The following is a 13807-nucleotide window of genomic DNA, read 5'->3' on the forward strand; positions in this document are numbered from 1 at the left end:
GCACCAGCCCTCCGGATCACAGACCGTCGCGCACCATGGCGGCGACGATCCGGACGTGGCGGTCGGCCGCCGTGCTCGAGAACTCGTTCTCGTAGTTCAGGCCGTACGGCCAGAAGTGGCCACCGCCCGTGGACAGTTTGGCCGTGCTCGAACCGTCGAACTGCTTGACCAGTGCCGTGGCCTGCGAGCCCGTCCAGGTGCCGCTGCCGGCGAGGGAGGACCAGCGCGAGCTCGTCCCCACGCCGATGGTGTGGGCGATCTCGTGCAACGCGGTCCGCTCGGTCATGTAACCGCGGTTGCCGAAGCGGATGGTTCCGTTGATGTTGCCGTCGGCGGTGGGCACACCCGGGTCGTAGCGGACGGTGATCGCCCTGCCCAGGTCGCTGAGGTTGTTGTAGCGGGCGACCGCGGCGTTCATGGCCTTGGTGATGAGGTCGTAGGCCGTGCGCTGGTCCGCGGTGGGGTTGCTCGCCCGTTCGAGAGTCCAGGCGATGTCGGCCGCCGCCACCCGTTCCTGGGACGCCGGCGCGGTCTGCGGGGTGGCCTGCGCGACGCCGGGACCGACCAGGACGGCGGCTGTCAGTGCGACGACGACCGCCTTCTTGCGCCGGGGTTTGGGTGTGCGCCGGGGTATGGGTGTGCGCCGATTGGTCGTCGGGGCTCGTCGTGCACTCATTGAGGGGTCCTCCTGTGGGGGTGACCGTCGTGTGTGGGGACGACGGCTGATCAGTCCGTCCGCTGAGGATGCGGGCGGATCGACAGTGGTCGTGTGGCGGTGGCGAGGGTGCAGGGGGACGGCCGTTCAGGTGCCGATCTTCCCGACTCCCGCCCCGGAGAGTAGGAGGGAGGGCACGTCGGTCGCGGGGGCCGGCGTGTACGAGCAGGAGGTGTGGTAGGTGCGCGGCTCGGTCACGGTGCCGTTGGTCTCGCACGGGCCGCCCGCTCCGCCGGTGGTGCCGTTCCGGCCGAGCGCGTCGACTGCGGCGAAACCGGTGGGAGACGTCTGCGCCAGTGGTGCCGGCGTCTTCTCGGCGGCGGTTTTGGTCTGCGTCGGCGCCGCGCCGAGCAACGGGGCGAGCGTGAGAGCGGGAAGGCCGCGTGCGGCGCGCGGCGGCGACCTCATGCGGTTCCTCCCGCGGCGAGTTGGGCGGAGCTTGTTCGGTCGTGCGAACACCGGGGCGAACGAACCCAACAGAGGGAAAGCGCTTTCCCGAGTGTCCCGGAGGGTAGTGAGATGCCTTGAGCATGTCAATGAAGTCGTCGAACCCTCAGGTGTGCCCCCAACTCGCCTGCCATCTTGACGAGTTCATTACCGTCCCCGAGCATGCCCTGAGCGCGATTCCTTCTGTTCGCTTCTGTTTGCCTCTGTGATGTGGAAGGGAGTGCCGTGCCCCATCGGCATCGCATCGTCCGGGCTTTGGCGCCCACCGTTCCCCTGGTTCTCGGCGCGAGTCTCGTGGCCGTGCCCGTGGCGAGCGCGGACCCGGCACCGCACAGTGCCGTCACCGTACGGGTCGACCCCTCCTACCAGCAGCAGGAGTTCGAGGGATGGGGCACGAGCCTCGTTTGGTTCGCCAACGCGACGGGCGGCTATCCCGACCCCATCCGAAGACGGCTGGTGGACATGCTGTTCGGTGAGGAGGGCCTCGGCCTCACCATCGCGCGGTACAACATCGGCGGCGGCAACGCCCCGGACGTCCGCAAGGACTACATGAAGACGGGCGCCACCATGGAGGGCTTCTGGAAGGCCCCCGAGGGAACCACCCGACAGGACATGGACTGGTGGGACCCGAACAACGCCGACCACTGGAACTGGGACGCCGACGCCGGCCAGCGCTGGTGGATGGACCAGATCAAGGACAAGGTCAGTCGCTGGGAGGCGTTCAGCAACTCGCCGCCCTGGTTCCAGACGGTCAGCGGCTACGTCTCCGGGGGCTTCGACGCGAGCGCCGACCAGATCCGCGCGGATCGCGTCGACGACTTCGCCGCCTACCTGGTGCGGGTGACCGAGCGTCTGGAGCAGGCGCACGGCATCGAATTCGACACGATCGACCCGCTCAACGAGCCCAACACGCCCTACTGGGGCACCCAGCTCGGGGCCGACGGCCGGCCTACCGGCGGGCGCCAGGAGGGCGCGCACGCGGGCCCGGAGCTCCAGCAGAAGGTGATCCTCGCGCTCGACAAGGCGCTGGACGGGGCGAAGACGGACGCCCGGATCTCCGCGATGGACGAGACCAACCCCGGCATCTTCACCCAGAACTGGAACGCCTACGGCACCCCCGCCCGCACCGCCGTCGACCAGCTCAACGTGCACACCTACGGCACGAGCATGCGCACCAGCGCACGGGACATCGCCAAGGGCGCGGACAAGAAGCTGTGGATGAGCGAGGTCGAGGGCACCTGGGGTACCGGCACCGACTTCACCGGCATGGAACCAGGGCTCGGCATGGCCACCCGGATGGTCGACGACATGCGTGAACTGGAGCCCTCCGCCTGGGTGTTCTGGCAGCCGATCGAAGACGCGATCCCGCAGGCCGCGGCGGGCAAGAACTGGGGCAGCATCCACGTGCCGTTCAACTGCACGGCCGAGGACACCCTGGAGACCTGCCCGATCCGCACCAACTCCAAGTTCCACACCATCCGGAACTTCACCCACTACATCCGTCCCGGCGATCACTTCGTGAAGGTCGACGATCCGTCGAGCGTCGCCGCGGTGCAGCAGTCCGGCCTTGCGGCGACCGTGGTGCACGTGAACGCCGGCGCCTCCGCGCGCTCGGTGACCCTCGATCTCTCGCGTTTCGGCAAGGTCGCGCCGCGGGCCTCCGTCACGCCTGTGGTGACGAGCACCGACGGCGCCCTCGTACGGGGCACGCCGGTCCCGGTGACCGACCGGTCGGCCACGCTCGTCGTCCCCGCCAAGTCGGTCACGACCTTCCTGATCGAGGGGGTCGCCGGCGTGGCGCGGGATGCCGCCCTCGTTCAGCCCGGGCATGTCTACCGGCTTCAGGGGGCGCAGAGCGGGAAGTCGTTGGCGCCCTCGGACGACGGCAGTGGCGTCGTCATCCGTACGACCGACGCCGGCAGCGCGGAACAGCTCTGGTCCGTCGAGAAGTTGACGCGCGGCACTGACAACCGCGAGCGCTACACCCTCACCCATGCCGGGACCGGCAAGCGGCTCGCCGTGCGCGACAATCAGGCCGTCCTGGAGGAGCCGGAAAACGGCCAGGCCACCGAAGCCGCGCAGTGGGTCATGTCGACGACCGGCGACGGCACATGGACATTCGTCAACGCTGCCACCGGCCGCCTGATCGACGTCACCGGGCAGTCGACCGAGGACGGTTCCAAGGTGTCCGCCTACACGCCGACCTCGGCGGCGAACCAGCGCTGGGCCGTGACCGACGAGACGGTGCTGCGTATCGAGCCGGCCCAGGCGTTCACCGTCCCCGGCCTGCGGCCCGAGCTGCCGAAGACGGTGACGCCGGTGTTCCGGGACGGCGCCAGGGGCGCGCTCCCCGTCGTGTGGCACCTTCCGCCGGACCGGACGTGGCGCGATCCCGGGACGGTGCGGGTCAGGGGCGAGGCGACCGACCCCCTCGGGCGGAGGATCCCCGCACGCGCGGTCGTCACCGTCGACACGATCGCCTCGACCCTTCCCGGACGCGCCAAGACCTACGTGGGTGGTACGCCGGACCTTCCGGCCACGGTCGTCGGCATCGGAAGGCACGGTGGCCGCACCGATCTCCCGGTGACCTGGGACCCGGCACCCGGCGGGGCGTTCGACGCGACCGGAGTCGTGACTCTGCGCGGCGTCGCCCGGGTCGTCGGCGGCGACACGGTGGCCGCGACGGTACGCGTGCAGGTCACGGAACCGGTGGCGACCAACATCGCCGCGGACGACGGCGTCTCGGTCGCGGCCACGTTCACCGAAAGCGGGTACTCCGTGGAGCGCCTGCGCAACGGCGACCTGTCCGAGAAGGCCTGGTCCAACTGGAAACCGGGGAACAGCAAGAACCCCTCCGACACCGTCACCTTCACGCTGCCGCGGGCACGCGACCTGAGCCGGATCGTCACGCACTTCTACCGGGACGGGAACAACGCCTCCTTCCCTGAGACCCTGAAGGTGCAGGTCCGGGCGGCCGACACCGGTACGTGGGTCGACGCGAGCGACCCTGTTGCGGTCGGGACCGAGGGCACGCCGGTGGTCGACGTCCCGGTGGAGGCGGAAGCGGCGTCCGAGGCGCGCGTCGTCATGACCGCGCGTCAGGGCGGCTACCTCACCGTCAGCGAGATCGAGGTGTACGCCAAGGCCCCGGGGGTTTCCTCGGACGCCGCCGCCGCGTCCGTCGAAGTGGACGGGAAGCCGATCCCGTCGTTCGACCCGGGGACGACCACCTACCGGGTTGTCACCGACGCCCCGAACCGGAGCCGGGTCACGGCTACGGCACGCGACCCCTACGCAATCGTTGCCGTCGACAGGCTCGACGAGCCCGGCGGGGAGGTGGCCGTCGTCTCCGTGACCGGCGAAGACGGGGCACAGACGCGGACGTACCGGATCCACCTCGTGCGACGCTGAGGTTCCCGGGGCAGAAGGTTCAGGGCCGCGGCGATTGCCTTGTTCCGGCTGCCTTCATGTGGCTGTTCGGCAGGACGTCAGTCCGCCGTGCCGCTCAGCAGGGTCTCCAGGTCGGCTGCCGCGTCGGCGCCGCCGTCTTCGAAGAGGACCTTGTTCAGCAGCGCGGGCAGTCGGCCGGCGGGCAGGTCCAGGAAGGGCCCCAGCCGGCGGGCCAGTTGCGTGGAGTCCTGCCCCAGCCCGTGCCGGGTCAGGACGCCGACCGTGCGCTCCCAGAGGCTGGGCTCGTCCATCAGGTCCCGCACGGTGACCACTTCGGACGGTGCCGAGGCGAGGCAGGGATCGTCGATGGTCCACGCGTGCGTGCCGTGCGCCACGGTCATCGGGGGCTGCCCGGAACCGGGCAGGTGGACGGTGGCCCGTGTTCCCACGGGGACGATCACCTTCAGGTGGAAGCGGCCGTCCCGGCGCCGCCAGCACACCGACGCCTCGCCGTACGGAGTGAGATGCACGGCCGTGGCGTGGGTGAGCGAGCGGTCCGGCAGCGGGCGCACGCGGATCTCGCGGTAGCCGGGTGCGGCCGGGGCCAGGCCGGCCACGGAGCGGTGCATCCAGTCGGCGACCGCCCCGAGCGCGTAGTGGTTGAAGGAGGTCATCTGGCCGGGGTTGACGGTGCCGTCGGGCAGCATGCTGTCCCAGCGCTCCCAGACGGTGGTGGCGCCCATCGTCACCGGATACAGCCAGGAGGGGCAGCCTTTCTCCAGCAGCAGCCGGTGGGCGAGGTCCGGGCGTCCGGCGGCGGTGAGGGCGTCGGTCATCAGCGGGGTGCCGACGAATCCGGTGGCGATCCGGAAGCCGTTCGTTCGGACGAGGTCGGCGAGGCGGCGCCCGGCGGCCGCACGCTGCTGCGGCGTGGGCAGGAGGTCCCACTGCAGGGCCATGGCGTACGCGGTGGGAGAGTCGCTCAGCATCCGGCCCGCCGGGGTGACGAACGCGCGGGCGAACCCCTCGCGGGTCCGCTCGGCGAGCGCGGCGTACCGTACGGCCTCCTCGGCGCGGCCCAGTACCTCCGCGGTGCGGGCGACGACGTCGGCGCAGCGGGCCAGGCACGCGGTGGCGACGACGTCCGCGGGCGTGCGGGCGGCGAACGGGTCGTCCGGCGGCGCGCCAGGATCCAGCCAGTCGCCGAACTGGAAGCCGCCCGCCCACACGCCGTCGGTGGTCAGCGAGGCGATCTTGTCGACCCATGCACGGGCGCTCGAGAACTGCCGCCGCAGGACGCCGAGGTCGCCGTAGCGCTCGTACAGCACCCAGGGCACCACGGGTGCCGCGTCGCCCCATGCCGCGGCGGTCGGGGCTTCGGTGTCCAGGACGTCGGGGATCACCCAGGGCACCGCGCCGTCGGGGTGCTGATCGGCGGCGAGGTCGGCGAGCCAGGAGGACAGGAAGCCCGCCGTGTCGAAGAGGAAGGCGGCGGTGGGGGAGAAGACCTGGATGTCGCCGGTCCAGCCGAGCCGCTCGTCGCGTTGCGGGCAGTCCATCGGTATGTCCAGGAAGTTGCCCCGCGCGCCCCGGACGACGTTCTCGTGGAACTGCTCCAGATCCGGGTCCGAGCAGGAGAACCAGCCCGTGCGGCGCAGGTCGCTCCCCACCACCACGGCGTGCAGGTCCTCGGCCACCAGATCCGGCACGCCGGTGACCTCGGCGTAACGGAAGCCGTGGAACGTCAGCGAGGGTTCGAGGACGGCCTCCTCGGCTTCGGCCAGGAGGTAGGTGTCGGTGGCGTCGGCGGTGCGCAGCGGCTTCGTGCACAGCTCCTCGTTCTCCAGGACCTCGGCGTGCCGGACGACGACCTCCGCGCCGGCCGTGGTGTCACGCACGCGCAGCCGGACCCGGCCGACGACGTTCTGCCCGAAGTCGACGAGGGTACGGCCGGACGGCGACTGCCAGACTCTCAGGGCAGGCAGCACCTCGGTGTCGCGTACGGGCGGGCCCTCCGCAGCGACGAGCCGGGCCAGGTCCGCCTCCTCGTCGGACAGCACGTCCACCGGGCCGTCGGCTTCGCCCGGCGTGAACCGAAGATCGGTGTGCTGACCGTTGTAGAGATCGTCGGCGACGATGCCGGTGTCCCGGGCCCGCCACTGCTCGTCGGTGCAGAAGACCTCCGCCGAACCGTCGGCATAGCGGACCTCGAGCTGCGCCAGCAGGGCGAGCCGGTCGCCGTACGACGCGCGGGCGCCCCACCAGCCGAGGCGGCCGCGGTACCAGCCGTTGCCGAGGAGCACCGAAACGGTGTTCTCACCCTTCCTCAGCAGCGCGGTGACGTCGTGGGTCTGGTAGCGCAGCCGGTGGCGGTAGCTGGTCCAGCCGGGGGCGAGGACCTCGTCGCCGACCCGGGTGCCGTTCAGGGTGGCGGTGTAGACACCGTGAGCGGTGGCGTACAGACGAGCCTGAACCACCTCCCCACGCAACACGATGGTTCGCACGCACTCCGGGGCAGGCGCGTCCAGGGCACCGTGGTGGCGGGGGGTGATGAAGCGGGCGGCCCAGTCGTCCGGGTGCAGCAACCCCGTCTCGACGGTCGCGGGCGGGCTCCAGTCGCTCCAGCCCGGTCCGCAGGCCACCCGGATCCGGACGTTTGCCCGGCTGCGCGAGGGCAGGGGCGCGAAGGGCCACGGCACCAGCACCTGTTCGTCCGACTCGACCCGTACGGACATGACGCCGTCCAGTTCCACCTCGTACGCCGTCTGCCGCCAGGCGGGGTCGTCGGTGCGGACCTGCCAGGACAGGCGGGGTGCGGGGGTGCCGACGCCGAGCGCGTCCTCCCGGTGCTCGAAGCGAACCGACACCACTGCGGTGCCGGGTTCCGGACGCCCAAGGCTCATGTCGGCTCCTTGCCTCTGTGTGGAACGTTCCACGTTTGAAACGACTCAACCGTGAGGAACAGTTGCCCGGCATGTCAAGAGGTGTGCAGGAAGACCGGCGGATCCGACATACATCCGGCTCGTGCGCTCGGCCGTGCCCAAAGTCGCGCCACGGGCGGCTCAGGGCCTTGGAGGAGCGGTGCTGCCGCGCGTCACCAGGTGAGGTGTCGATGCCATGACGACCGCGCGGTCACGACGCTTCTCGATCCGCTCCAGCAGCAGCCGGGCCGCGGTCTCGCCCATCATGGCGCCCGCCTGGTCGACGCTGGTCAGGCTCACCGGCGCGAGTGCGGCGACCGAGGTGTTGTTGTACCCGGCGAGCGAGAGGTCGCCGGGGATGCGCAGGCCGAGCTCGGCGGCGGCCCGGAAGACGCCGGTCGCGGCGACGTCCGCGCCGGCGAAGATCGCGGTGGGCGGACGCGTGGAGGTCAGCAGTTCCATGGCGCCGCGGTAGCCGCCCTCGTCCGAGTACCCGGAGTGCACCACCCGGGCCAGGTCCGCCAGGCCGTGCCGGGCCATCGCCTCGCGGTAGGCGGCCCGGACGTGGTGCTCGGGCCGTTGCTCCCACTGGCTGCCGCGCACCGTCGGATGCGAGATGTGGGCGATGTCGCGGTGTCCCAGGGCGACCAAGTGGTCGACGACCAGGTCGACGCCGGCCCCGTCCTGGTTGACGACGCAGTCGTACGCCGGCGAGGGGTCGTGGTGGCCGATCACCGCTGTCGGCACCTCGGAGGCGATGCGCACCACCTCCGTACGCGCAACAGCGGGCGCGATCAGGATCAGGCCGTCCATCTGCCGGTCCACCATGGCGTGGATCAGTTTCGTCTGGTCCTCCATCTCGGAGGAACCGCTGGAGCCGAGGAACAGCGCGTACTCGGTGTCCCGCAGGGCCGCATGCACGCCGTCCAGGAGGTCGGCGTAGAAGGCGTTGCGGATGCTCGCGAGGAGAACGCCGATCGTGTAAGTGCGGCCCCGCATGCCGCGGGCCGCGGCATGCGGGCGGTAACCCAGCGCGGTCATGGCCGTCTGTACCCGCTCACGCATCGCGGGGCTCACCCCGTAGGCGTTGTTCAGCACCTTCGACACCGCCGAGGTGGACACGCCGGCGCTGCGCGCGACATCGGTGATCGTGACCCTCTTCGAGCCGCGTGCCGGTTGCATTGGGGTGCCCACCTCCGTTGTCATGCACCGCTCGGCCCCATCTGGCGTTTCCGGAACGTTACTCGCAGATGGCTTGACGGCCGCGGTCTCTTCGCTCCAACCTTTGGGGCGTCCCTTTGTGGCACGTTACACGAAAACGGATAGCGCGCCAGGGGCTCTCTGGGCAGTCGCGCCACAGCCGGGCGGCCCAGAGTCGCAGAGGCAGTCGACTGTGACCAGGGAATCCGCAGCCCTGGGTGAATTTGTTATGGGCCTGCCCCAGTCGGCCCGGTGACTCCGTTTGTCGCGGCGTTCCGAAGCCTGTCCCGCGCAGGCATCGACGAGAAGTGTCCATCGCCGAATTGAATCGATTCATCAACGCTCGAACGAAGGAACGTCCATGAGGTCAAGCACTCTCGCCGAGAGAACGGCGGCCGTTGCCGCAGCCGCCGTTCTGCCGCTCCTGCTCAGCGGGTGCAGCGCCGGCTCTCTCGGCTCGTCCAGCGGGGACGGCAGCGCGACGACGATCAAGCTGTTGGTCGACAACGCGCCCGACAACCTGCAGGCCGCCAAGCAGCTGGCGAAGGACTTCGAGGCCGAGAACCCGAAGATCAGAGTCGGCGTGGAGACGCGTCCTGGCGGAGCCGACGGCGACAACCTCATCAAGACGCGGCTGCAGACAGGCAGCATGAACGACGTCTTCGTCTACAACGTGGGTTCGCTGTTCCAGCAGATCGACCCGGCGAAGAACCTCACGCCTCTCACCCAGGACGCGTACGTCAAGAATCTCGACGAGTCATTCGTGCGCCAGGTCACCGCCGACAGCCAGACGTACGGCGTCCCCCTGGGCTCGGCTCTCGGAGGTGGCGTCCTCTACAACAAGAAGGTCTACGCCAAGCTCGGTCTGACGGCGCCGAAGACCTGGGCGGACTTCATCGCCAACAGCAAGAAGATCAAGGCCGCCGGCATCGCCCCGGTCATCCAGACCTACCAGGACACCTGGACCTCCCAGCTCCTCGTGCTGGGCGACTTCCACAATGTCGCCGCCGCGGAGCCGACCTTCACCAAGAACTACACGGAGAACAAGGCGAAGTTCGCCACCGACGCGAACGCGGTCAAGGGCTTCCAGCACCTGCAGCAGATCCACGACCTGAACCTGCAGAACTCCGACTTCGCGTCGGCCACCCTCGTCAAGGGCTTGCAGATGCTGGCCACCGGGAAGGGCGCCCAGTATCCGATGCTCTCCACCGTCATCAGCGGGATCAAGACGAGCAACCCTGCCCAGCTGAACGACATCGGGTTCTTCGCCCTGCCTGGCGACGACGCCTCCACCAACGGCCTGACGGCGTGGTTCCCGAACGCCCTGTACGTCCCGAAGACGACCACGGGAGACAAACTCGCGGCGGTCAAGAAGCTCCTCGCGTTCGCCGCGAGCCCGGCCGGCTGCGCCGCCCAGGCCAAGGCGTCGACTCCGACCGGCCCGTACCTGGTCAAGGGCTGCGCCCTGCCGACGGATGTCCCGACGATCACCAAGGACGTCGCCGCCTACTTCTCGGACGGCGCCCAGAGCCCGGCGCTGGAGTTCCTGTCCCCGGTGAAGGGCCCGAGCCTCGACCAGATCTCCATCCAGGTCGGCTCGGGCATCACGAGCGCGCAGACGGGCGCCGCCCAGTACGACAAGGACGTCAAGAAGCAGGCTCAGCAGCTCGGACTGTCGGGCTGGTAGGGACGGAAGCCAGTGCCTCCGCCTCCGGAAGGAGTAAGGGGGGCACCCGAGAGAGGTCGACCGATGACCACAGTTGTACCGACCGGGCCGCCGACGGCCGAGCAGCCGAAAGCGGCGACCAGGACGCGTCGGTCCACCAGGATGCGCAGCGCCTATCCCACCTGGTTCTACCTGCCGGCCGCGGCGATCTACGGGACGCTGTTCCTGGCCCCGACCTTCGCGTCGTTCTACTTCAGCCTGACCCGGTGGACCATCTTCAAGTCGACCTTCATAGGCCTGGACAACTTCACCGAGTTCTTCCAGGAGCCCGCCCTCGTCAAGGGCTTCGTCAACACCTTCGTCTACGCGGTCGTCACCTCGGGGCTCAAGGTGGTCCTCGGCCTTCTCCTGGGGGTCCTGCTGACAAGCCAGATCCGCGCCCGCGGCTATCTGCGCTCGGTGGTGTTCTTTCCGGTGCTGGTCAGCACCGTGGGCATCGGCATCACCTTCACCGCCTTCATGGACCCGTCCACCGGTGCGATCAACAAGGCTCTTTCGGCGGTTGGTATCGACGGTCCGGGATGGCTGACGGACCCGTCGCTCGCACTGTTCTCGGTGGCCCTCGTCGACGTCTGGAAAGGCGTCGGGCTGGCCACCGTCATCTACATCGCCGGCATCGTGTCCATCCCGCAGGACTGCTACGAGGCGGCGAAGATCGACGGTGCGGGTCCATGGCGGCTGTTCCGCAACGTCATCCTGCCGCTGAGCTGGCCGGCGACATCGACCGTCATCCTCCTGTCGCTCATCGGCGGCCTGCGGTCCTTCGACCTCATCTGGGCGATGACGCGCGGCGGCCCGGGCTTCAGCTCCGACGTGGTGGCCTCCGTCATCTACAAGCAGTACCAGGCGGGCTTCTACGGCCTGTCGACCGCCGGGAACGTCATCCTCTTCCTGGTCGTGACGGCGATCATCGTCCCGTTGTCCCGCTTCCTGGCCGGCAAGGAGGTGGAGCGATGAGGAATCCCGCCCGTACCTGGCTCGCCGTCCTGTCGGTCGCCGTCAGCGTCGTCGTCTTCGTCGTCCCGTTCGCGTTCATCGTGCTCACGGCCTTGAAGGACCCGCAGCAGGCCTCCCGCCTCGACTTCTCCTGGCCGCGCGGCTTCCACATGGTGGACAACTTCGTCCAGGTGGTGGAGGCGCGGGACTACATCCTCATCATCGCGTTCGTCAACAGCGTGATCCTGACCGTCGCCAGTGTGGCGGCGATGGTCGTCCTCGGGGCGATGGTCGCCTTCGTGCTGCAACGGCGGGTCACCCGGTGGACCGGCCTGATCAACTTCCTGGTCCTGTCCGGACTGATCATCCCGCCGGCGGTCGTGCCGACGATCTGGGTTCTGCAGAAGGCCGGCCTGTTCGGCAGCCTCCCCGGGCTGATCCTCGTGGAGATCGCCTTCGGCCTGTCCTTCTCCATCCTGCTGTTCCGCGCCTTCATCGCCACCATCCCGCGCGAACTCGACGAGGCCGCGATCATCGACGGGGCGTCTCCGCTGCGGCTGTTCTTCCAGGTCGTCCTCCCGATGCTCCGCTCGGTGATCGTGACGGTGATCGTCGTGCAGTCGGTGGCCGTCTTCAACGACTTCACCAACCCGCTGTACTTCCTGCCCGGCGAGCAGAACGCCACGGTCCAGCTGACGCTGTTCAACTTCCAGAGCCAGTACAGCACCAGCTACAACCTGCTCTTCATGGACATCCTGCTCATCACGATCCCGCCGCTGATCATGTTCCTGTTCTTCAACCGGCAGATCGTGGCGGGCATGACGGCGGGAGCGGTCAAGGGCTGAGTTCCTGTTCGAACCCACACCTCACCGATACAAAGGAGTTTCGCGTGCCCAGCCCACACACAGGCGTTCCCCTTCGCGTGATGCGCGGACGAGGCGGTCGTCCCGTCCTCGCCGCCGTACTGGCCGCCGTACTGGCCGTTCTCGGCCTGGTCACCGCCGGGCGGGCACAGGCACTCAGCGGTGACATCCGCATGCACGACCCGAGCGTCATCAAGGTGGGCAGCTGCTACTACGGCTTCTCCACCGGGTTCGAGAACGACTCGCTCAACCCCAGCGGATCCATCACCGTCCGCAAGACGTGCGGCGCCACCGCGGCGTCCGGATGGACGAAGGTGGGCAACGTCTGGAACTCCACCCCGTCCTGGATCACCGCCAGGCTCGGCTCGACCCCGCCGAACATCTGGGCACCGGACATCAAGTACTTCAACGGCACCTACCACCTGTACTACGCCGGGTCGCTGTGGGGCACGAACTACGCGGTGATGGGCCTCGCCACCGCCACGAACATCGAGGGCCCGTGGACCGACCAGGGCATGGTCACGGACGTCAACTACCCGATCGACCCCAACGTCGACTGGGGACCGGACGGCCGGCTGTACATCTCCTGGGGTTCCTGGACCGGCAGCGGCACCTACCTGCACGTCCTCGACCAGTCCACGGGCAAGCTGTCCACCACCGACAACAACCTCTGGCACATCGCCGTCGGCATCGAGAACCCGACGATCATCCTCAACGGCGGCTACTACTACCTCTTCGGTTCCAAGGGCACCTGTTGCAGCGGCGTCAACAGCACCTACTACACCGTGGTCGGCCGGTCCACCAGCATCACGGGACCGTACCTCGACCAGAACGGCACGAACATGGCCTCGGGCGGCGGAACCACCGTCCTCACCGGTGCCTACCCCAAGGTGGCCGCCGGTGGCGCCGACGCCTACGACGACGGCACCTCCAAGTTCCTCGCCTACCACTACTACGACGGCGACAACTCCGGGCAGGAGACCCTCGACATCCGTCAGGTGACCTTCGCGAACGGCTGGCCGGTCATCGCCGGACCGCTCGGGGCCGCGAACAACCACCTGTTGAACCGGAACAGCGGCAAGTGCGCGGACGTCTGGGGCCTGAGCACGGCGGACGCGGCGGCGGTGAACTCCGGGAACTGCAACTCCGGGGCCAACCAGCAGTGGGTGCCCAGCGCCGTGGGCTCCACCTACAAGCTGGTCAACGTCAACAGCGGCAAATGCCTGCAGATCTCCGGCGCCTCCGCCGCCGACGGCGCGGTGGCCGTCCAGTCGACGTGCACCGGCGCCTCGCACCAGCTCTGGACGAGGACAGCGGTGATCGGCGGCTACGTCACCTTCACCAATGTCAACAGCGGCAAGTGCCTCGAGGTCGCCGGGGCGTCGACCGCCAACGGGGCGGCCCTGGACCAAGCGACCTGCACGGCCGGCGCGAACCAGCAGTGGATGGTCGTCTGACGCGCGCCAGGACTCACCCGCCGATCGGCGCAGACTCCGGGCGGACCCGTTCGCTCCTCGGCCTGCCCGGAGTCGACAGCTCCTCGGTCACCGACCGACACGTCGGCGACGAGACGCACCCTCGTCACGAACCGCCGCTTGAAGAGATTCAG

At 69.1% G+C, this 13807-nt stretch carries 9 protein-coding genes; 5 read left to right on the forward strand and 4 right to left on the reverse strand.

Going from position 1 to position 13807, the window contains the following annotated elements; translation table 11 throughout:
- Positions 1-16: 16 nt before the first annotated feature.
- Entirely contained in the window at positions 17-676 is a 660-nt protein-coding gene (locus OG289_RS47105) for a hypothetical protein (protein WP_327320165.1), read from the reverse strand.
- A 126-nt stretch (positions 677-802) separates the two neighbouring features.
- The gene (locus OG289_RS47110; RefSeq protein ID WP_327320166.1) at positions 803-1123 is read right to left on the reverse strand and encodes a hypothetical protein; all 321 of its coding nucleotides are present in this window, start codon (positions 1121-1123) and stop codon (positions 803-805) included.
- Between the two features lie 264 nt (positions 1124-1387).
- On the opposite strand from OG289_RS47110, the gene OG289_RS47115 reads away from it, so the two are divergent.
- Entirely contained in the window at positions 1388-4573 is a 3186-nt protein-coding gene (locus OG289_RS47115; protein ID WP_442819049.1) for a glycoside hydrolase, read from the forward strand.
- A 77-nt stretch (positions 4574-4650) separates the two neighbouring features.
- Here OG289_RS47115 and OG289_RS47120 read toward each other — a convergent pair whose 3' ends face one another.
- Positions 4651-7455 (reverse strand): glycoside hydrolase family 78 protein, encoded by a 2805-nt coding sequence (locus tag OG289_RS47120; protein WP_327320168.1) that lies wholly within the window; start codon positions 7453-7455, stop codon positions 4651-4653.
- Positions 7456-7614: 159 nt separating this feature from the next.
- Entirely contained in the window at positions 7615-8655 is a 1041-nt protein-coding gene (locus OG289_RS47125; RefSeq protein WP_327320169.1) for a LacI family DNA-binding transcriptional regulator, read from the reverse strand.
- 379 nt (positions 8656-9034) lie between these two features.
- On the opposite strand from OG289_RS47125, the gene OG289_RS47130 reads away from it, so the two are divergent.
- The 4 genes from OG289_RS47130 (at position 9035) to OG289_RS47145 (ending at position 13655) form a co-directional block, all read left to right on the forward strand.
- Complete coding sequence (locus OG289_RS47130; protein WP_327320170.1) at positions 9035-10360, forward strand: ABC transporter substrate-binding protein; 1326 nt, start codon at positions 9035-9037, stop codon at positions 10358-10360.
- Positions 10361-10423: 63 nt separating this feature from the next.
- Positions 10424-11356 (forward strand): carbohydrate ABC transporter permease, encoded by a 933-nt coding sequence (locus OG289_RS47135; protein ID WP_327320171.1) that lies wholly within the window; start codon positions 10424-10426, stop codon positions 11354-11356.
- The gene (locus OG289_RS47140; protein WP_327320172.1) at positions 11353-12180 is read left to right on the forward strand and encodes a carbohydrate ABC transporter permease; all 828 of its coding nucleotides are present in this window, start codon (positions 11353-11355) and stop codon (positions 12178-12180) included. Before OG289_RS47135 ends, OG289_RS47140 begins: the two co-directional genes overlap by 4 nt.
- An 80-nt stretch (positions 12181-12260) precedes the next feature.
- The gene (locus tag OG289_RS47145) at positions 12261-13655 is read left to right on the forward strand and encodes a family 43 glycosylhydrolase (RefSeq protein WP_327320173.1); all 1395 of its coding nucleotides are present in this window, start codon (positions 12261-12263) and stop codon (positions 13653-13655) included.
- Positions 13656-13807 lie beyond the last annotated feature (152 nt).

The organism is Streptomyces sp. NBC_01235, assembly GCF_035989285.1.
Lineage (GTDB): Bacteria > Actinomycetota > Actinomycetes > Streptomycetales > Streptomycetaceae > Streptomyces.

Coding starts and splice junctions, on each gene's coding strand:
- OG289_RS47105 (WP_327320165.1), bottom strand. CDS start 676: ATGAGTGCACGACGAGCCCCGACGACCAATCGGCGCACACCCATACCC.
- OG289_RS47110 (WP_327320166.1), bottom strand. CDS start 1,123: ATGAGGTCGCCGCCGCGCGCCGCACGCGGCCTTCCCGCTCTCACGCTC.
- OG289_RS47120 (WP_327320168.1), bottom strand. CDS start 7,455: ATGAGCCTTGGGCGTCCGGAACCCGGCACCGCAGTGGTGTCGGTTCGC.
- OG289_RS47125 (WP_327320169.1), bottom strand. CDS start 8,655: ATGCAACCGGCACGCGGCTCGAAGAGGGTCACGATCACCGATGTCGCG.
- OG289_RS47130 (WP_327320170.1), top strand. CDS start 9,035: ATGAGGTCAAGCACTCTCGCCGAGAGAACGGCGGCCGTTGCCGCAGCC.
- OG289_RS47135 (WP_327320171.1), top strand. CDS start 10,424: ATGACCACAGTTGTACCGACCGGGCCGCCGACGGCCGAGCAGCCGAAA.
- OG289_RS47140 (WP_327320172.1), top strand. CDS start 11,353: ATGAGGAATCCCGCCCGTACCTGGCTCGCCGTCCTGTCGGTCGCCGTC.
- OG289_RS47145 (WP_327320173.1), top strand. CDS start 12,261: ATGCGCGGACGAGGCGGTCGTCCCGTCCTCGCCGCCGTACTGGCCGCC.